This window comes from Ruegeria marina, from assembly GCF_900101475.1.
GTDB lineage: Bacteria > Pseudomonadota > Alphaproteobacteria > Rhodobacterales > Rhodobacteraceae > Ruegeria_B > Ruegeria_B marina.
Map to the genome: position 1 here is coordinate 1 of NZ_FMZV01000019.1, position 18,637 is coordinate 18,637.

14 protein-coding genes and 1 tRNA gene are annotated in these 18,637 nt (G+C 61.2%); 6 read left to right on the forward strand and 9 right to left on the reverse strand.

What is annotated here, in order from left to right; genetic code table 11:
* Positions 1 to 56 precede the first annotated feature (56 nt).
* From tnpB to BLT75_RS20260, 3 genes are all read right to left on the reverse strand, one after another.
* On the reverse strand, positions 57 to 407 hold the full coding sequence (gene tnpB / locus BLT75_RS20250; protein WP_093036355.1) for an IS66 family insertion sequence element accessory protein TnpB: 351 nt from the start codon (positions 405 to 407) through the stop codon (positions 57 to 59).
* Positions 404 to 802 (reverse strand): hypothetical protein, encoded by a 399-nt coding sequence (locus BLT75_RS20255; RefSeq protein WP_093036358.1) that lies wholly within the window; start codon positions 800 to 802, stop codon positions 404 to 406. The genes tnpB and BLT75_RS20255 overlap by 4 nt, the downstream gene beginning before the upstream one ends.
* 179 nt (positions 803 to 981) lie before the next feature.
* A tRNA-Phe gene (locus BLT75_RS20260) sits at positions 982 to 1,056 on the reverse strand.
* Positions 1,057 to 1,621: 565 nt separating this feature from the next.
* Here BLT75_RS20260 and katG point away from each other — a divergent pair.
* On the forward strand, positions 1,622 to 3,817 hold the full coding sequence (gene katG, locus BLT75_RS20265) for a catalase/peroxidase HPI (protein WP_093036361.1): 2,196 nt from the start codon (positions 1,622 to 1,624) through the stop codon (positions 3,815 to 3,817).
* A 260-nt stretch (positions 3,818 to 4,077) separates the two neighbouring features.
* Here the strand turns inward: katG and BLT75_RS20270 are convergent, their stop codons facing one another.
* Positions 4,078 to 5,154: a helix-turn-helix domain-containing protein gene (locus BLT75_RS20270; protein ID WP_176828152.1), complete on the reverse strand. Its 1,077-nt coding sequence runs from the start codon at positions 5,152 to 5,154 to the stop codon at positions 4,078 to 4,080.
* 145 nt (positions 5,155 to 5,299) lie between these two features.
* On the opposite strand from BLT75_RS20270, the gene BLT75_RS20275 reads away from it, so the two are divergent.
* The gene (locus BLT75_RS20275) at positions 5,300 to 6,346 is read left to right on the forward strand and encodes a tyrosine-type recombinase/integrase (protein WP_093036368.1); all 1,047 of its coding nucleotides are present in this window, start codon (positions 5,300 to 5,302) and stop codon (positions 6,344 to 6,346) included.
* 54 nt (positions 6,347 to 6,400) lie between these two features.
* Here the strand turns inward: BLT75_RS20275 and BLT75_RS20280 are convergent, their stop codons facing one another.
* Both BLT75_RS20280 and BLT75_RS20285 read right to left on the reverse strand, forming a co-directional pair.
* Positions 6,401 to 7,495: a ParB/RepB/Spo0J family partition protein gene (locus BLT75_RS20280; RefSeq protein WP_093036371.1), complete on the reverse strand. Its 1,095-nt coding sequence runs from the start codon at positions 7,493 to 7,495 to the stop codon at positions 6,401 to 6,403.
* Entirely contained in the window at positions 7,492 to 8,799 is a 1,308-nt protein-coding gene (locus tag BLT75_RS20285; protein ID WP_093036375.1) for an AAA family ATPase, read from the reverse strand. The genes BLT75_RS20280 and BLT75_RS20285 overlap by 4 nt, the downstream gene beginning before the upstream one ends.
* A gap of 413 nt (positions 8,800 to 9,212) precedes the next feature.
* Here BLT75_RS20285 and BLT75_RS20290 point away from each other — a divergent pair, with 413 nt between their 5' ends.
* Complete coding sequence (locus tag BLT75_RS20290; RefSeq protein WP_342728025.1) at positions 9,213 to 9,962, forward strand: DnaA N-terminal domain-containing protein; 750 nt, start codon at positions 9,213 to 9,215, stop codon at positions 9,960 to 9,962.
* 30 nt (positions 9,963 to 9,992) lie between these two features.
* On the opposite strand, the gene BLT75_RS20295 is transcribed toward BLT75_RS20290, so the two are convergent.
* Positions 9,993 to 12,236 (reverse strand): Tex family protein, encoded by a 2,244-nt coding sequence (locus BLT75_RS20295; protein ID WP_245706602.1) that lies wholly within the window; start codon positions 12,234 to 12,236, stop codon positions 9,993 to 9,995.
* A gap of 390 nt (positions 12,237 to 12,626) precedes the next feature.
* Here BLT75_RS20295 and BLT75_RS20300 point away from each other — a divergent pair, with 390 nt between their 5' ends.
* Positions 12,627 to 14,840: an NADP-dependent isocitrate dehydrogenase gene (locus tag BLT75_RS20300; protein WP_093036381.1), complete on the forward strand. Its 2,214-nt coding sequence runs from the start codon at positions 12,627 to 12,629 to the stop codon at positions 14,838 to 14,840.
* A 56-nt stretch (positions 14,841 to 14,896) separates the two neighbouring features.
* Here the strand turns inward: BLT75_RS20300 and BLT75_RS25305 are convergent, their stop codons facing one another.
* Complete coding sequence (locus tag BLT75_RS25305; RefSeq protein ID WP_425441151.1) at positions 14,897 to 15,097, reverse strand: hypothetical protein; 201 nt, start codon at positions 15,095 to 15,097, stop codon at positions 14,897 to 14,899.
* Positions 15,098 to 15,844: 747 nt separating this feature from the next.
* On the opposite strand from BLT75_RS25305, the gene BLT75_RS20310 reads away from it, so the two are divergent.
* A complete protein-coding gene (locus tag BLT75_RS20310) occupies positions 15,845 to 16,222 on the forward strand; it encodes a 5-carboxymethyl-2-hydroxymuconate Delta-isomerase (RefSeq protein ID WP_093036384.1) in 378 nt (125 codons plus the stop codon).
* Between the two features lie 53 nt (positions 16,223 to 16,275).
* On the forward strand, positions 16,276 to 17,391 hold the full coding sequence (locus tag BLT75_RS20315; RefSeq protein WP_093036386.1) for a THUMP domain-containing class I SAM-dependent RNA methyltransferase: 1,116 nt from the start codon (positions 16,276 to 16,278) through the stop codon (positions 17,389 to 17,391).
* A gap of 3 nt (positions 17,392 to 17,394) precedes the next feature.
* Here BLT75_RS20315 and hemA read toward each other — a convergent pair whose 3' ends face one another.
* A complete protein-coding gene (hemA, locus tag BLT75_RS20320) occupies positions 17,395 to 18,618 on the reverse strand; it encodes a 5-aminolevulinate synthase (protein ID WP_093036389.1) in 1,224 nt (407 codons plus the stop codon).
* Positions 18,619 to 18,637: the final 19 nt, after the last annotated feature.

The window sequence follows — 18,637 nt, forward strand, 5'->3', positions numbered from 1 at the left end:
GAGCCGTGAATCACGCCGTGCGACCGAAATCAATGCATCCTGACCCTAAGCCCTCCTCAGGTCAACTTGGGGTGGTGGTAATTTGCGGTCTCGACACGTCGCCAGTCCAGCCCCTCGAACAGGGCTTCAAACTGGGCCTTGGTCATGGAAATGGTGCCTTCGCTCAGCTTTGGCCAAACGAAACCAGCGCCCTCGATACGTTTGTAGACCAGAACGAGACCCGTTCCATCCCACATCAGTATCTTGATCTTGTCTCGCCCCTTCGATCTGAAGACGAAGAATGCCCCTGAGAGCGGATCGAGGTCAAAATTGCTGAGAACGTAATTTGCCAGCCCATCCATCCCCTTTCGAAAATCGACAGGGGTCGTGGCGAGATAAATCTTGTAGGTGTTGGAAGGCGCAATCATTGGAGCTGGCCCGCGACCTTCATGAGCTTCACAAGGTTGCCTTCCGAGATCCCCAGAGGAAATTCGATTGTCACGGTCCCGCAGAGAATGCGCCCACAGCCCGTCTGATCGCTGGCCGGTCGTGGCGTCTCGACGACGGAAGCATCATCCTCGACACTCAAAGCGGCGAATGCAGGGCCTTCTATATGGATTTTCTCGCCTCGGCGTCGCCGGTCGGCAACGGACCACTTGCGGACAAGGCATTCATGAGCACCAAGCTCTGCAGCCACGTCTCCCGGAGATTGCCCATCTTCTCGAATGCGCCGAGTAGCTTCCCACTTCAACTCATTGGGCCAGATGTTCTTTCCTGTAGGGGTCTTGCGAATGGTGAAGCCCCAAACCTTATTTTCCGCCATGGTGGCCTCCAGTTTAGTTCCGGGGCCTGAATACCATTCGCAGCACTGGTAGGTTTAGGGGGCAAGAAGCGGGCTAGATGCAACGCTTACGATTGTCAAACCTAACGCCGAAAAGCGTCAAACCCGATCCGATTAAGGACCAGACATGACAACAAAACCTAACTATTTCAGCTTTTAAGTGGTGCCCGGGGGCGGAATCGAACCACCGACACGAGGATTTTCAATCCACTGCTCTACCCCTGAGCTACCCGGGCACGGGAACGACGACTGCCGTTGGGTTGCGGCCTTCTATGACGAGCCAAGCAAGGTGTCCAGAGGCTTTTTTGTTTTTTCCCGTTTTCCATAACCATCTGTTTTCCTGCGGCGCAGAACTTCTTTCGCTGCTTGAAGAATTGAGATGTCACCAGGTGTTCTGTCCCGGCATTCATTGTATCGAGTCGGCGTTGGATCTGTGGGACTCTTGAACCCGGGCACTGCAAATGTATTCATAGGGTGTGGGTCCTTAGAGCATCGTGACCCTGCGAGTGACTTTGGGGAAATGGGCGTCTGCGCAACGCGTCCCGTGCGGGAAAGCGACGTGACCGCACACCGGGTCCCGGTTGCCGTTGGACACGGCATGTTTCCCGTTAACTGAAAAATGCATTCTCCCAACATGATTTCGATAACAATTTACTATGGAAACAATCGGAAAATAAAACTTATACTGATCCGTCGACCTTGCTAACGTCTTGCCATGTTGCCCGTTTCGCTTCCGGAGTCGCGGGCCCCGGGGTGATTGGCACGCGACAAATTCACATTGTTCCACAATTGGAGATACACATGGACGGAAACGACGCCCCCCAGAATGGCAAGTGCCCGGTAATGCGTGGGCATGCCGCAGGTACCGGCATGCAAAACCATCACTGGTGGCCGAACCAGATCAACCTGAAGGTGCTGCATCAGCATTCGTCCAAGTCGGATCCGATGGGCGCCAACTTCGACTATGCCGAATCCTTCAAGTCGCTTGATCTCGATGCGATCAAGGCCGATCTGACCGCCCTGATGACCGACAGCCAGGACTGGTGGCCCGCTGACTATGGTCACTACGGCCCCCTTTTCATCCGCATGGCCTGGCACAGCGCGGGCACTTACCGTACATCGGACGGACGGGGAGGTGGCAGTACCGGCAACCAGCGTTTTGCACCGCTCAACAGTTGGCCGGACAATGGTAACCTCGACAAGGCACGCCGCCTGCTCTGGCCGATCAAGAAGAAATATGGCGACAAGATTTCCTGGGCCGACCTGATGATCCTGGCCGGGAACGTGGCGTTGGAATCGATGGGTTTCAAAACCTTCGGTTTTGCCGGTGGCCGCGCCGATATCTGGGAGCCCGAGGAAGACATCTATTGGGGGTCTGAAGGAGAGTGGCTCGCGACTTCGGACAAGCCGAACAGCCGCTATTCCGGCGAACGCGATCTGGAAAACCCGCTTGCCGCAGTTCAGATGGGTCTGATCTACGTGAACCCCGAAGGACCGGACGGCAACCCCGATCCCGTTGCCTCGGGCCGTGACGTGCGCGAGACATTCGCCCGCATGGCGATGAATGACGAGGAAACCGTGGCGCTGGTCGCAGGCGGACATACCTTCGGCAAGGCTCATGGGGCCGGTGATGCCGCCAATGTAGGCCCGGAACCCGAGGCAGCTCCGATCGAAGCGATGGGCCTTGGCTGGCTCAGCACCAATGGGTCCGGCAAGGCCGGCGATGCCATCACCAGCGGTATCGAAGGCGCATGGAAACCCAACCCGACCCAATGGGACATGGGGTATTTCGACGTGCTGTTCGGCTATGAATGGGAACTGGTCAAGAGCCCGGCAGGCGCGAACCAGTGGCGGGCCAAGGACGTGAAACCCGAGCACATGGTGGTTGACGCCTTCGACCCGGAAAAGCGTCATGCACCGATGATGACCACGGCCGACTTGTCCATGCGGATGGATCCGGAGTACGAGAAGATCTCGCGCCGTTTCCATGCCAATCCAGAAGAATTCGCCGACGCCTTCGCCCGCGCCTGGTTCAAGCTGACCCATCGCGACATGGGCCCTCGCGCGCGCTATCTGGGCAAAGAGGTTCCGGCCGAGGAACTGATCTGGCAGGATCCGATCCCCGCCGGCCCGGTTATCGACGCCGCGGATGCAACACTGTTGAAGGAAAAGATCCTTGCTTCGGGTCTCAGCGTTTCGGAACTCGTCTCCACCGCCTGGGCTTCGGCCTCGACCTTCCGCGGGTCCGACATGCGCGGCGGCGCAAACGGCTCACGTATCCGCCTGGCCCCGCAAAAGGACTGGGACGTGAACCAGCCAGAACAACTGGCCAAGGTTCTCGGCGTGCTCGAAGCGGTTCAGTCCGAGTTCAACTCTGGTACCAAGAAGGTTTCGATGGCAGACCTCATCGTGTTGGCCGGTTCGGCGGGTGTCGAAGCGGCGGCCAAGGCTGGTGGTCACGAAATCGAGGTTCCGTTCGCATCCGGCCGTGGCGATGCCACCGCAGAACAAACCGACGCCGACAGCTTTGCGGTGATGGAACCGGTGATGGATGGGTTCCGCAACTACCAGGCACGCAAGCTCAGCACCTCGCCCGAAGAGATGCTGGTGGACCGCGCCCAGTTGCTGGGTTTGACTGCGCCTGAGATGACGGTTCTGGTTGCTGGCCTGCGTGTTCTGGGCGCCAACCACGGCGGCTCGAAGCACGGAGTCCTGACTGACCGTCCGGGCGTACTGAGCAACGATTTCCTGATCAACCTGCTCGACATGGGAACCGTATGGAAACCGTCGGGCGATGGCGTCTACGAGGGTCGCGACCGGGCAACCGGCCAGACCCGCTGGACGGCAACCCGCGTCGATCTAGTGTTCGGCTCGAACTCACAACTTCGGGCACTGGCCGAGCGCTACGCCCAGGACGACGCGGCCGGTGACTTCGTTGCCGATTTCGTCGCGGCCTGGACCAAGGTCATGAACGCGGACCGGTTCGACCTGAAGTAATCGGAACCCCATGATGACAGGCGGGGCGGCTTCGGGCCGCCCCGTTTTTTGCGCCTGCAAGGTTGTTGGTCCGGAAATGCCGACCTGCTGCCGCGGCGCCAGATTATCCTCGCACTGATTGATGCGGCATTCGTCGCTTTATGCCAAAGTGATCGCGCCGCAGCGTGGTTGCCGAACAGCCTGCAAGACTGCTTTCGTGCCCCCCCTTTGGAACCGCATCTGACCTCGAATGTGACGACAGAACGCGTGGCCCCCTGCCCTCACACTGCCGCCGCCCAGAAGCGGTATCTTCCCTGCCCGGTGATTTCGCGGGCCAGACCACGGTCGGTGAACAGGTTGAGGTTACGCCGGGCCGACATCGGGGAACAGCCTACATACTGCGCCACTAGATCGGCCGACAGGATCGGAAACCGGGTGAGCGCGTCGGTCAAAGCGGGCGGCGTGCGGCCGGACAAGTCCTGTGTCTTCAAGCGTGCGCGCTCCAGCCAGACTTTCAGCCGATCCAGTTCCATCAGCGCGGCCAACGCGCCGGCCTCGACGGCGGCGTAAAAAACCCGCAGCCGCGCTTCGGCAAAATCTTCGCCGCCATTTACCGCATAGCGGTCAAACCGGTGCCCGCCCGCGACCGGCAGAAACGGGGCCAGCCCCCCTGCCCCGATGATCATTGCCGCCGTTACAGGTTCTAGAAGTTCATCCCACGGCGTGATCCCTTCGCTTCGCCAGAAAGCCAGATCGCAAGCCGCCCGAGTTATCTCGTGGCAAGCAACCTGGCTTTGATGGTGGGCACAAAATGCAGTGCCGAGCGCGTCCAGTTCACCGCCCACGGGACGGTCTGCATAGGGGTCAGGGTCACGAGCGTCCGTGACATCTGCCCGGCCCAGGAAGGCGCGCAGATCCTCATGAACCGCGATGCCTTGCCCGGTCAGTCGCCGCACCGCCCAACTCGCTCGCGCCAGGGCGCGCGCCTCGTCCTCCCCGGCCAGGCGCGAGGCACGATAGAGCGCAATCTTCTCCGGGCCCAGCCAGACACCTTCTGCGCGCAAGATGGCCGAAACCGACTGCAACGCAAACCGCTCTCTGATGCCGATGGGCATTTGTTTGAGCCTTTCTCCGAAACGGGTCACGGCCTCTACTGAAACCAGCAATTCGCGATAGCAGGCTCGCTCGGCCTGAAGCCAGACATCGGGCTGCAACGATCCTTCGCGCGCGGTGACGGGCCAAGGCAGATCGGTCGACGTCTCGTCCGGGTCCGGCGCCTGAGGCAGGAACCACAGGTCCTCTTCCGGCGTCGGATCTCGGTCGTAGATCGACTTTGGCTGGCCCAGAATTACTGCCATATTTTTTTCGCTTCCTTTATTTACAAACATTATATCCGAATTTTGTTCGTATCATAGAGGGTTCCATTTCAGTACATTTATATTTGATAACTTTCTGTTATCGTGTGTGATTGAACTTCTGCCGGCATCATGCATAATCAGCCGCATGACACAGGTCAGCACCCCTCCCTTTGCGCCGCCCGCCCTATCCGTCCAGGATATCGAGGCATTGAACGACCTGTATCGGCGCGGCACCCCAGAGAATACTATACGCGCCTACGAACGGGACCTGGTTTACATTACAGCGTGGAAACAGTTGCGATTTGACGAACCCCTGGTCTGGCCTGAGAGGCACGAATGTGCGCTTCGCTTTGTACTGGATCATTCCCGCGACCTGTCCGAAGCCAAGGATGGCGCCCGCGAGGTGGCCGAGGCCCTGATCGCCCAACGGTTACGCCGCGCGCTGACCTGCCCTGCACCGTCAACATTGAATCGCCGCATCGCCTCCTGGCAGGCCTTTCATCGCATGAAGAACCTCGACAGCCCATTCGATGCACCCCTTCTGAAACAGGCCCGGGCCAAGGCGCGTCGGGCCGCTGCACGCCCAGCCAAGCCGAAATCCCGCAACCCGATCACCCGTCCAATTCTGGAACAGTTGCTTGCGACCTGTCGCGGTACGATACGTGACTGTCGAGATCGAGCCATTCTGATGCTGGGTTGGGCAAGTGGCGGTCGCCGCAGATCCGAGATCGCCGCGTTGATGGTCGAGGACATCTCGCTCAAGGATTTTGCCAAGACCGGTATTGTTTGGATCTCACTGGTCGAAACCAAGACAACGGCGCGCGGCAGCACGCCGCGTCTTGTGCTCAAGGGACGCGCCGCGCAGGCGCTGGTTCACTGGCTCGAAATATCCGGGATTAAGGACGGTCCGCTGTTCCGCCCGATATCCAAAGCCGATCGCCTGCTGAAAAGGCGCATGACCCCGGATGCAATTTATCAGATCGTAAAGCGCCGCCTGCGACTGGCCGGATTGCCCGAAGATTTCGCGTCACCCCATGGCATTCGCTCGGGCTTCCTGACACAAGCCGCACTCGATGGCGCCCCGATCCAGGCAGCCATGCGCCTGTCGCTGCATCGTTCGGTCGCGCAAGCGCAGCGTTATTACGACGATGTAGACATAGCCGAAAACCCGGCAACGGATCTGCTTGGATAGCGCGGTCTTACCCGTGGGTAAGACCGCGTGGCTTATGGCTTCGACAAGCCGACATCAGTCATCCTGAAGATCGTCGATCAATCGCGCAACCGCCTGCTCAAGCCGGTTTCGATCAATTCGCGTAAAATCGAGATTGTACCGCAGATCGATTCGACCGTTCGAGGCAGAGCATTTGGCGACACCATGCGAACGGCTGATCTGGAACGTAGTCTTGGCCTTTCGGGGATTCACGACACCCTGCACAGGTGCCGCCCCCCCCTTCCCTTCGAGCTTTTCACCTTCCAAGGCCCCGCGCAAAATCGCCAACTCTTCGGCGCTAGTCCGTTCAGGCCGCATCGCCAGCGACGTCTGAAGCCTGAGCACAAGATCGGGATCGACGTCGAGCCGGCGCTTGAGATCAACGCCCAGGTTGCGCGGAATGTCATTTGCATGTGCCAGCGATGCACCCAAAACAGACAAAAGGCTGGCGAACGCCCGGATGTAGCTGCGCTTGGTATAGCTTGCCGACTTGAACAGAACGCTGACCGCCTTGTCCACGTCCTCGCACTCGTTCTCCGGATCCTCTGCATAGGCTCGCGCCAGCGCCCCCATTTCCGCAAAAGAGATATCCTTGCGGATCAGGTTCTCGTCCACCATCCGCCGGTACTGGTCGTCGCGCGAAGCTTCGGACAAGATGCCCGCCGGGATGCGAAGATATCGGTCATCGCCGGTTTCCTCGAAAAGCGCGCGATAGGCCGACAACCGACGCATCCCCTGCACCAGTTCATAGCTGCCGTCGGCGTTCTGTTCGACCCGGATCGGGTTGGACAGCCCGATTTCCCGGATCGAGGTCTTGAGCTCCTCCAGTTCCGGATCAGGGCCGTCGGCGCGGTCCCGGGTCAGCTTTTCTGTCCGGATCGCGTCCAGCGGTACAAGGTCGGTGATCAAGCCTTCTTTCTTCAAACGAACAAGTTCGTGCGCCAGCTTGTCGTTTTCGGCCCGGATACGATCTTCGGTTTCCTGCCGGTTGCGCAGCGCATCGGCGTTTTCCGAAATCGCCGTGGCCATCGGACCGCGACGCCGCTCAACTACCGGGTCTGGAACCTTGGTCGCCGGGATGGCTTCCATCTCCGGCATGTCGATGTCGAAAATTCTCCGCTTGCGGCTCATGCATCATCCTCCAGTTGGCCCCAGGCCGACAACATCACCGTTCGAAATTCGCGATAAGCGTTGTCAAACGTACCCCGCGCGCGGCGCCAGGTTTCCCGAGTCATGTCGCGATAATCCATCTCGTAGACCGAATTCAGGAAGCGTCCCGACTGCTCGACCGCGCGCGTCATCTCGACGGGGTGCTCGGCCACATGTTCACCAAACACCTTGCGGAATGCATCGAACATCGCCTGGTGCAGCGCGTTGCCGGGTTCGTAGCGGGTCAGAACGAAACGGATCTCGGCAAAGGCCTTGGGCAGACCGATCTTACCCGTGGGTAAGGTGCCATTGAAGCCATGCGCCAGATCCTCCAACGCCTCGGCCAATTGCCCGATAAAAGACGTGGTTGAATCGTATTCCCAATAACCCGGACCTGAGGGGATATAGAGCATGTCTGCCGCAAATACCGCGTTCATCGATTGATAACCGATGGCAGGAGGACAGTCGAAAAGAATCAGGTCGTAGGCGTCGTCAGGAATTTGATCCAGATAGCGAGACACCGCAGCAAAGAACGACCACTCCGGATTTAGGTGCCGGTATTGCGCACTTGCAAATTCGACAAAGGCCGCGTTGGCGCAGGATGGGATCGCGTCGATGGTAGACCAGGACGTCGGCTTGATGAAATCGCCAACCCGCAGATCACCCAGACCCATGCCCGTAATCGATGCCGGCAGTTGCCGGCGGGGCAGGGCGGTACCGCTTTCCGCCGCCGCAGACCGGTTGTTCATTCGCTCGGTTTCACGGATCAGATCGCGCGCCATGATGCCCCAGACGGTGTAATCCTCCGCCACGTCAGTCAGGCCCATGGAGTGACTGAGCGTAGCCTGCGGATCGAAATCCACAACCAAAACCCTGTAGCCATCCAAAGCGGCAGCATGCGCCAGGTGCAGCGCGACCGTGGACTTGCCGGCCCCGCCCTTGAAATTGGCGACCGCTGCACGAACCGCCCGCTTTCCGGCGGGACGTGGTGGCATCAATGACTTACGGTTGACCTTCAGTCGGCGACGCAACTCGTTGACCTCTTCGAGGCTGAACCAGCGTTGGCGGCCGTCCGGCTCGACCTCGCCGCCGGGCAGGGTGGGGTCGGCGGCCAGTTTGCCGCGAAAGGTTGACTGGTTCAGTTCGAAGATAAGCTCGCTGACCTCCCAACTGGAAAACCGGCGCAGGGTCTTCTCCATCTGCGGACTGAAAGTCTGTTGCCGGATCCAGCCTTGCAGTTTCAGCGACTGGTTTCGCAAGTTGTTCAGGTCTTCGTGCGTGTACATGCCTCTGGCTCCCCTGTTTGTCAGGACGCTAATTTTAACTGTTTGCCTATTTACGCTTAATTTGCATTCATGGCAAAAGGAAATATCATGAACACAGGACTTACCCGTGGGTAAGGTTTTCTCAACCAGAACCGGGACTTCCGATTCGCGGACGCCCCGAATCTCCCAACGGCCAGAGACCCCTAACCCGCGCCGAAAACCAACAACATCTGGGGGGTCATGACCAGCCCCATCCCAAACAATAGGGGGGCATAAAGCATAATTAAGGGGACAGTATGAATGTCCCCCTTCACCAATAACTCACCATTTTTTAGAACAAGATTTAAGGATAACCGCCGCCGGAAATCCAAGTCGCTTGACAGAATCGAGGAATTGGACGCTAATTACGGCATGATCCGGAAAAGCGTTGCGCAATGACCAAATTCGGACACCTGGGCACCAGACCCAACCTTGAGGCGATCGAGCGGAGAGAAATGCGGATGCAAATAGCCAAACCGGTCGGGCGAAATGCTTCGGCCTTGAAATACGACATACTCTCGGCACTATCCGCCCATGCACTGGCAGGTGACAAGAACCGTCAGCGACTTGTCCTGCGCATCAGTCTATTGATTACCGCCCGTTACAACTGGCAAAGAAACGAACTTTCCATCGGTCGCGAGGAAATCTCGCGCCTATGGTCTGTCGATGAACGCACCGTGAAACGCGAGATGTCACGGCTTCGGTCGATGGGTTGGTTAACGGTAAAACGACCCGGAGCACGGGGTCGGGTCAGTGTCTACGAACTGGATTTGAAACAGATGCTCGTCGATACGAGACCCTCCTGGCATGTTCTCGGGGCGGATTTTACCGACAGGATCGACCAGGAGCCAAGGACGGAAAGCAATGTTGTTCCTTTTCAGGCAAATGTTGCCGCACCGCCGGACGGAACGGAAGACACGTGGTCATTGGTGCAGGCGGCGCTCCACGCTCGCGACCCTGAACTCTGGTCCAGCTGGTTTCGCCACCTTTCCGAGGCGGAGAGGGCAGGGGGCCGCGCCACGCTGATGGCCCCTAGCCGCTTCATGGCCGATTATATCGCCTCGCAATGGACAGGCCGACTGTTGGCCGCCTATGCGCGGGTTGATCCCTCCGTCCGTTCTATCCGGATCGAAAGCGCTGTTTGAACAGGCTCTAATATGCTGTTTAGAGCCTGTTCAACGTTTACGGAACGCATCCTGCAAAGCAGCTCCCAGCGCTCCACCGGTGTTGTTTTCGCGCGGTGCGGATTGCATTGGCCCTTTTGGTTTTCGGTCACGCGGCCCCGGCTGGCTCCGCGCCGCGCGGTCCTCGCGGGCCGAGGACCCGCCATCCTTGCGCATCGTCAGCCCGATCCGCTTGCGCGCCACGTCCACCTCGGTCACCGTCACCTTGACCACCTGGCCGGTCTTGACCACTTCGTGCGGGTCCTTGACGAACCGGTCGGCCAACTGGCTGACATGCACCAACCCGTCCTGATGCACGCCAATATCGACAAAGGCACCGAAGGCCGCGACATTGGTCACCGTGCCTTCCAGCACCATCCCTGGCCGAAGGTCGGTGATCTCTTCGACGCCGTCGGCAAAGGCCGCGGTGACGAAACTCGGGCGCGGGTCGCGGCCGGGTTTTTCCAGTTCGGCAAAGATGTCGCGCACCGTGGGCAGACCAAATGTGTCTGTCACGAACTGTTCGGCGCGCAGCCCCTTCAACGCGCCCTCGTGCCCCATGATCTGGCGGATATCGCGGCCGCAGGAGGCGACCACCCGGCGCGCCACCTCATAGGCTTCGGGATGCACGGCCGAGGCATCCAGCGGTTCCTTGCCGTCGCGGATGCGCAGGAAGCCCGCGCATTGTTCGAACGCGCGCGGCCCCAGCCGCGCGACCTTCAGCAAATCCCGACGCGAGGCAAAGGCGCCATGCGCATCCCGGTGTGTCACGATGGCCTCGGCCAGACCGGGGCCCAACCCCGAGACATGCGCCAGCAGCGGCGCCGAGGCGGTGTTCAGATCCACGCCGACAGCGTTCACCACATCCTCGATCACCGCCTCCAGCATCTGCCCCAGCCGGTGTTGATCGACATCGTGCTGGTACTGGCCGACACCGATACTCCTGGGTTCGATCTTTACCAGTTCGGCCAGCGGGTCCTGCAGCCGCCGGGCAATCGACACCGCCCCGCGCAAGGATACGTCGAGCCCCGGAAACTCGCGCGCCGCAAGTTCCGACGCCGAATAGACCGAGGCGCCGGCCTCGCTCACCACCACCTTGGTCGGCGCCTTGGCCGATTTCGGCAGCATCTTCAGCGTTTCGGCCACCATTCGCTCCGTCTCGCGGCTGGCGGTGCCGTTGCCGATGGCGATCAGTTCCACCTTGTGCTCGGCGATCAGCTTGAAGATCGTGGACTGCGCCCCGCGCAGATCGTTCCTGGGTTGAAACGGATAGAGCGTCTCGGTCGCCACCAGCTTGCCGGTGGCATCGACCACCGCTGCCTTGACCCCGGTGCGGATACCCGGATCCAGCCCCAGCGTGGGCCGGGCCCCGGCGGGGGCGGCGAAAAGCAGGTCTTTGAGATTGCGGGCAAAAACCTGGATCGCCTCTTCCTGCGCCCGCGACCGCAGATCGCCCATCAGTTCGACCATCATCGACAGTGAAAGTTTCACCCGCCAGGTCCAACCTGCCACCTTGCGCAACCAGTCATCGCCGGGGCCGCTGCCACGGGTCTGCAGACAGGCCGCAACCATCGCCTCGGCCCGCGCGACCCCGTCCTCGTCGGGCGCGATGTCGAGTGTAACCACGCCCTCTTTCTGGGCGCGCAGCATCGCCAGCGCCCGGTGCGACGGGACGGTGGCCCATTTCTCGGAATGGGCGAAGTAGTCCCAAAACTTGGCGCCTGCCTGTTCCTGCCCCTCGATCACCTTCGCGCTCAGCACCGCTTCGCGTTGCAGAAACGTGCGCAACTCACCCAGCAGGGCGGCGTTCTCCGTCAGCCGTTCGGCAATGATGTCACGCGCGCCGTTCAGCGCATCCTTGGTCGTGGGAACTGCCTCGGACAGATACCCGGCTGCCAGCGCCTCGGGCTCGGTGCGGCGGTCGGCCAGAATGGCATCGGCCAGCGGCTCCAGCCCGTTTTCCCGCGCGATCATCGCCTTGGTCCGGCGTTTGGGCTTGTAGGGCAGATAGATGTCTTCCAGTTGCGCCTTGGTCTCGGCCCGCGCGATCGACAGCGCCAACTCGTCGGTCAGCTTGTCCTGGTCCCGGATCGAGCCGAGAATGGTTTCACGCCGCGCCTCCAGTTCGCGCAGATAGGACAGCCGATCGGCCAGAGTGCGCAGCTGCGTATCATCCAGCCCGCCTGTCACCTCCTTGCGGTAACGCGCGACAAAGGGCACGGTCGCGCCTTCGTCCAGCAGTTTGACAGCCGCCATGACCTGTTCGGGGCGGGCGTTGATCTCGGTGGCGATGGTGCGGGCAATGCGGTCCAAGCGATATCCTCCGGGCATGTTGGACAATCTATCTAGCCAGCGGGGCAGGGGAGGGGAAGTGCCATTGATCCTACCCTGCGGAAATGCGCAAATTGCCTGCAAATTGCGCAGCATGATCGCCGGTTTCCAGACCCGCGCGGCTTTTTGCGCAGACTGGGGCAAAATGCGCAGGCTACCTCGATTGATCCGCAGCCAAAGGCCATGTATGGGGAGCCTGTCAAATCAGAGTCGCCCCGAACGGTCCACCTGTGACCTGTTCGGTCAAGCCACGAATTCCGTGGCCCACGCCCTCGGAATGCACGCCCCAGGAAAGGCTAAAAAAGGTAAGAGAATATGGCTGATAAAATGACCTCCGACATATTGTATACCATTGTAGACGAAGCGCCCGAGCTTGCCAGCGCCTCGTTCCTGCCGATCATTCGCAAGTTTGTTTCGGCCGCGGGCATCACCGTCGGCACGCCCGATATCTCGCTGGCCGGCCGCATCATCGCGACCTTTCCGGAAAACCTGACCGCCGAGCAGCGCCAGTCTGACGACCTTGCCGCCTTGGGTGAACTGGTCAAGACGCCCACCGCCAACGTGATCAAGCTGCCCAACATCTCGGCCTCGGTGCCGCAGCTGGTCGCCGCCATCGAAGAGCTCCAGAGCCAGGGCTACGACATTCCCGACTATCCCGAGGCGCCCGCCACCGACGCGGAAAAGGAAATCCGCGCCCGCTATGACTCGATCAAGGGCTCGGCCGTGAACCCGGTCCTGCGCGAGGGCAACTCGGACCGCCGGTCGGCCAAGGCAGTCAAGAACTACGCCCAGAAGAACCCGCATTCGATGGGCGAATGGGTCTCGACCTCGAAAACCAAGGTCAGCTCGATGCCGGGCAACGATTTCTACGCCAACGAGAAATCGGCCACAATCACCGCCGCCCAGGCCGGCAAGGCGCGGATCGAATTCGTCGCCCAGGATGGCAGCGTGACCGAGTTGAAGAAGAACTGGCAACTTGACGAGGGCACCGTCGCCGATGCCACCTTCCTGTCGGTCAAGGCGCTCAGCGCCTTCCTGGCCGATGCCATCGAGGACACGAAAAAAGACGGCACCATGTTCTCGCTGCACCTGAAGGCCACGATGATGAAGGTCTCGGACCCGATCATCTTCGGCTATGCCGTCAAGGCCTGGCTGGCGCCGGTGTTCGAGAAATACGGTGACCGCATGGCGGCGCTGGGGGTCAACCCCAACTCGGGCATGGGCGACCTGCTGGAGCGGGTGAAGGGCGATGCCGAGATCATGGCCGCCATCGAGGCGGTCAAGGCCGACCGCCCGCATATGTACATGGTCGACAGCGACAAGGGCGTCACCAACCTGCACGTTCCGTCGGACGTGATCATTGATGCCTCGATGCCTGCCGTGATCCGCGCGGGCGGCAAGGGTTGGGACGAGACCGGCGCCAAGGGCGACACCAACTGCGTCATCCCCGACCGTTGCTACGCACCTGTCTATGACGAGGCGATCAACTTCTTCAAGGCCAACGGCGCGCTGGACCCGACCACCGCCGGTGCCGTCGCGAACGTCGGCCTGATGGCCCAGAAGGCCGAGGAATACGGCTCACACCCGACCACCTTCGAGGCTCCGGCCGACGGCATTATCCGCATCGTGCTGGCCAACGGCGAAACCCTGCATTCGCATGAGGTCGAGGCCGGCGACATCTGGCGCGCCTGCACTGTCAAGAAGGCCCCGATCGAAAACTGGATCCAGCTGGCGATGGACCGTCAACGCCTGACCGGCTCCGAAGCCATTTTCTGGCTCGACGAAAATCGGGCTCATGACGCGCAGTTGATCGCCTATGTCAAACCGGTGCTCGAAGCGGCCGGCGTGGCCGACAAGTTCCTGATCATGGCCCCGCGCGAGGCGACTGCCCAATCGCTCAAGACCATCACCGCAGGCCAGGACAGCATCGCCATCACCGGCAACGTCCTGCGCGACTATCTGACCGACCTGTTCCCGATCCTGGAACTGGGAACCTCGGCCAAGATGCTGTCGATCGTCAAGCTGATGCAGGGCGGCGGCCTGTTCGAGACCGGGGCAGGGGGCTCGGCCCCCAAACATGTGCAGCAACTGGTCGAGGAAAACCACCTGCGCTGGGATTCTATGGGTGAATTCTGTGCGCTCAGCGAGTCGCTCAACTTTCTCGCCGACAGCCGTGGCAACGCCAGGGCTGGCGTTCTGGGCGCCGCCGCCGAGCTGGCGACCCAGGGTATCCTGGATTACAACCGCAGCCCCAGCCGCAAGGTCGGTCAGCCAGACAACCGCGACAGCCACTACTGGTTCGCGCGCTACTGGGCTGAAGCGCTGGCGGCGCAGACCGAGGACGCAGCCCTTGCCACCGAGTTCGCGCCCATCGCACAAGCGCTGGCCGCTGGTGAAGCGCAGATCCTGCAGGAACTGGCCGCCGCTCAGGGCAGGCCCGTTGACATCGGTGGCTACTATCATCCCAGCGTGGAAAAGAAGGCGGCGGTGATGCGTCCCAGTGTGACACTGAACGCAATCATCGGCTAAGCTGGACCAAGGTCGAAAACCAGGGGCGCGGGGCAAGATCCCGCGCCCTTTTCGTTTCAGCCGAGACGTGGAAAAAACGCCGTCCTCTTGGCTGCGCCATAAAAGAAATCGGTGTCTATTGATACATAGCCTCCATCGGAATTTATCCGTTTGCGGGGTCGTTCACTGTCATCCAGCCCGGACACCACGACCTGCGGTTGATAATCCATCGCACCGATCGTGGCGTGACATTCCCGCACCTCTTCGCTCTGCCGCACGCGCGCCTCGAAACGGCGCAGGTGCTGGCTATGCCGTTCTGGCCGGATGCGGACAAAGACGGTGATCTTCAGTCGATAACCGCCGGATCGACGGCATGGCCCGGATCGCGTCCTTTTGCTACCGGTTGCGCACCCGGATCAGGCAGAGTGCGGGTGCCGGACTCACCTTGTCCGCAAGGTGCTCATTTGGTCATGTGCCGGTCCTGTTCCAGGCGCAGATGACCTGAGGACTTCAAGGATTTGGCCGAGCCGATATGGCGTAAAAAGTTAATATGAGAACAAATCGTAGGGAAATAAGCCAATATGAAAGCACAAAATATAATAATTCACTAAAATTTTAGATCAGATTGGTGGTATCTGCAACTCATGTGCGGTTGGCATTGAATGCCCGAGCACAACACAAGTTCAGAAGAACCTGCCATGACCAGGCCAAGCGTTTTGCCGGCCCGTCCAGGCCCCTTCGAGTGTGGCGATGCGCCGTTCTGTGGACGTGGTTTCCTCCCGGTGACGAGGTGCGCATGGAGGAGACGCCGGCGCCCGGGGGGGGTATTTCAGTCTATCATAGGTTCATCGCTGATCGGGATGGGCCAGAACGGGCTTGCCCTCGCCTGCCACAAGGTGATTAACATGTTACAAGTATCGGCGTGGGCCAAGCGGCGGGAATTTCAGTAGATATCCGCCGCCACGATTTCACGCGAAATCGTGTTCCACAGAACCTCCCGTCGCCGGCGAAAGAGGAGAAGCGCCATGCCGCATTTCATCGTCGAATATTCAGGCAATCTCGAAGTCACGCTGGATATCGGCGCGCTCTGCGAGGTGATACGCGCCACTGCGGCGACGATCGATACCTTTCCAATGCCCGGCATCCGGGTGCGCGCCTTTCGCGCCGATCACTGGGCGATTGCGGATGGCGATGCGAAACACGGATTCATCGACATCTCGATCCGGCTTCGCGCGGGCCGCGCCCCAGAGGTGAAACAGGCCGCTGCCAATCAGATATTCGAGGCGGTCCGCGCCTTTGTCGCTCCGGTCATGGAGCGGCAATCGCTGGCCCTGTCGCTGGAGATGCGCGATATAGACCCCGATCTCTCGCCCAAGACAGGCTCGATCCGCGCTCACCTCTGAACCCTGACCAGATTGGACTCGCCCCCCCGCCCGATCCGCTGTAATCGGCGGGAATGGACAAGACGCAGACATTCGACATTTTCCTGATGGCCCCGCCGGGGCTGGAACAACCCCTGGCCGAAGAGGTGGTGGAACGCGGGTTTGCCGATCCGCGCGCGGTGCCGGGTGGCGTAGAAACCCGCGGCCCCTGGTCCGAGGTACTGCGCGCCAATCTTGTGCTTCGCGGTGCGGGCCGGGTGCTGGTGCGGATTGGCGGCTTTCCAGCGGTGCACCTGGCGCAGCTAGACAAGCGGGCGCGCAAGTTTGCCTGGGGCGACTTCCTGCGCCCCGATACGCCGGTGCGGGTCGAGGCCGTTTGTCGCAAGTCGAAAATCTATCATGCTGGCGCCGCCAAGGAGCGCATCGAACGCGCCATTGCCGAGACGCTGGGTGCACCGATCTCCGATACCGCCGACCTCCGGTTGATGCTGCGGATCGAACGCGATCTCTGCACCTTCTCCATCGACACTTCGGGCGAGGCGCTGCACAAGCGCGGCCACAAGGAGGCGGTCGGCAAGGCCCCCATGCGCGAGACCATGGCGGCGCTCTTCCTGCGGCAATGCGGCTTCGACGGGACCGGGCCGGTGCTCGACCCGATGTGCGGCTCGGGATCCTTCGTGATCGAGGCGGCGGAATGGGCGGCGGGGCTGGCGCCGGGCCGCTCGCGCAGCTTTGCCTTCGAACAGCTGGTCGGTTTCCACGCCGCCGAATGGCAGGCGATGCAGGCCGGGGCAGGGGGCCGCACCCCCGACAGCCGCTACTGCGGCTCCGATCGCAACGCCGGCGCCATCGAGGCCAGCCGCGCCAACGCGGCCCGCGCCGGCGTGGCGGAATTCTGCGACTTCCTGCAACGCCCGGTCAGCGACATCCGCCCGCCCGAGGGCAGGCCGGGCCTTGTCATCGTCAACCCGCCCTATGGTGCGCGCATCGGTGACCAGACCCGGCTCAGGGCGCTCTACGGCAGCCTTGGCAAGGTGCTGACAGAGCGTTTCGCCGGCTGGCGCGTCGGTCTGATCACCTCCGAGATGAGCCTGGCCCGCGCCACCCGGCTGCCGTTCAAGGCACCCGGTCCGGTCGTCGACCACGGTGGCATCAAGGTCCGGCTTTACCAGACCCCACCGTTGCGCTGATCCTTACTGCGCCGCCATCGGCACCCGCGCCATCTGGCATCGCTGCCACAATGTGCTCAGCGCCTGAACCAGATGTTCGACATCGGTATCGCTGTGCACCGGCGATGGGGTGATGCGCAGCCGTTCGGTGCCTTTCGGGACCGTGGGATAGTTGATCGGCTGGATATAGATGCCAAATTCTTCCAGCAGCGTGTCCGAGATGAACTTGCATTTCACCGGGTCGCCCACCATCACCGGGATGATATGGCTGGGGTTCGGCAGATGCGGAATGCCCGCCGAATCCAGCAGCGCCCGCACCTGCGCCACCCGCGCCTGCTGCGCCGCGCGCTCGGCCTGCGAGGTCTTCAGATGCCGGATCGAGGCGGCGGCCCCCGCCGCCACAGCCGGTGGCAACGCGGTGGTAAAGATGAACCCGCTGGCAAAGCTGCGCACGAAATCGCACAGTGCCGCCGAGGCGGCGATATAGCCGCCGACCACGCCGAATGCCTTGCCCAGCGTCCCCTCGATCACCGTCAGCCGGTGCATCAGCCCCTCGCGCTCGGCGATGCCGCCGCCGCGCGGACCATAAAGCCCCACCGCATGAACCTCGTCGAGATAGGTCATCGCGCCGTATCTGTCGGCCAGGTCGCAGATCTCGCGGATCGGGGCGATGTCGCCATCCATAGAATAGACCGATTCAAAGGCGATCATCTTCGGCGCCTGCGGGTCGGCTGCGGCCAGCTTGGTCTCCAGGTCGGCAAGGTCGTTGTGCTTCCAGATAACTCGTTCGGCACGCGAATGGCGAATGCCCTCGATCATCGAGGCATGGTTCAGCGCGTCTGAAAACACGATCATGCCGGGGACCCTGGCGGCAAGGGTGCCGAGGGCGGCCCAGTTCGACACATATCCGGAGGTGAACACCAGCGCCGCTTCCTTGCCATGCAGATCGGCAAGCTCTTCCTCCAGCAGCACATGGTCATGCGTGGTGCCGGATATGTTCCGGGTGCCCCCGGCCCCGGCACCGCAGCGGTCCAGCGCGTCATGCATCGCGCCTAAAACCGCCGGGTGTTGACCCATTCCAAGGTAATCGTTCGAACACCAGATCCGCACCTCGCGCCGGGTCTGCCCTTCGGTTTGGCGCGCCGCGGGGAAACTGCCCCGCCGTCGCTCCAGGTCGATGAAAACGCGATAGTTTCCCTCTTCCTTCAACTGCGCAAGACTGTCGCGAAAGAATTGCTCGTACTCCATGCTGTACGCTCCCGGATCT

Coding starts and splice junctions, on each gene's coding strand:
- tnpB (WP_093036355.1), bottom strand. CDS start 407: ATGATTGCGCCTTCCAACACCTACAAGATTTATCTCGCCACGACCCCT.
- BLT75_RS20255 (WP_093036358.1), bottom strand. CDS start 802: ATGGCGGAAAATAAGGTTTGGGGCTTCACCATTCGCAAGACCCCTACA.
- katG (WP_093036361.1), top strand. CDS start 1,622: ATGGACGGAAACGACGCCCCCCAGAATGGCAAGTGCCCGGTAATGCGT.
- BLT75_RS20270 (WP_176828152.1), bottom strand. CDS start 5,154: ATGGCAGTAATTCTGGGCCAGCCAAAGTCGATCTACGACCGAGATCCG.
- BLT75_RS20275 (WP_093036368.1), top strand. CDS start 5,300: ATGACACAGGTCAGCACCCCTCCCTTTGCGCCGCCCGCCCTATCCGTC.
- BLT75_RS20280 (WP_093036371.1), bottom strand. CDS start 7,495: ATGAGCCGCAAGCGGAGAATTTTCGACATCGACATGCCGGAGATGGAA.
- BLT75_RS20285 (WP_093036375.1), bottom strand. CDS start 8,799: ATGTACACGCACGAAGACCTGAACAACTTGCGAAACCAGTCGCTGAAA.
- BLT75_RS20290 (WP_342728025.1), top strand. CDS start 9,213: ATGACCAAATTCGGACACCTGGGCACCAGACCCAACCTTGAGGCGATC.
- BLT75_RS20295 (WP_245706602.1), bottom strand. CDS start 12,236: ATGGCGGCTGTCAAACTGCTGGACGAAGGCGCGACCGTGCCCTTTGTC.
- BLT75_RS20300 (WP_093036381.1), top strand. CDS start 12,627: ATGGCTGATAAAATGACCTCCGACATATTGTATACCATTGTAGACGAA.
- BLT75_RS20310 (WP_093036384.1), top strand. CDS start 15,845: ATGCCGCATTTCATCGTCGAATATTCAGGCAATCTCGAAGTCACGCTG.
- BLT75_RS20315 (WP_093036386.1), top strand. CDS start 16,276: ATGGACAAGACGCAGACATTCGACATTTTCCTGATGGCCCCGCCGGGG.
- hemA (WP_093036389.1), bottom strand. CDS start 18,618: ATGGAGTACGAGCAATTCTTTCGCGACAGTCTTGCGCAGTTGAAGGAA.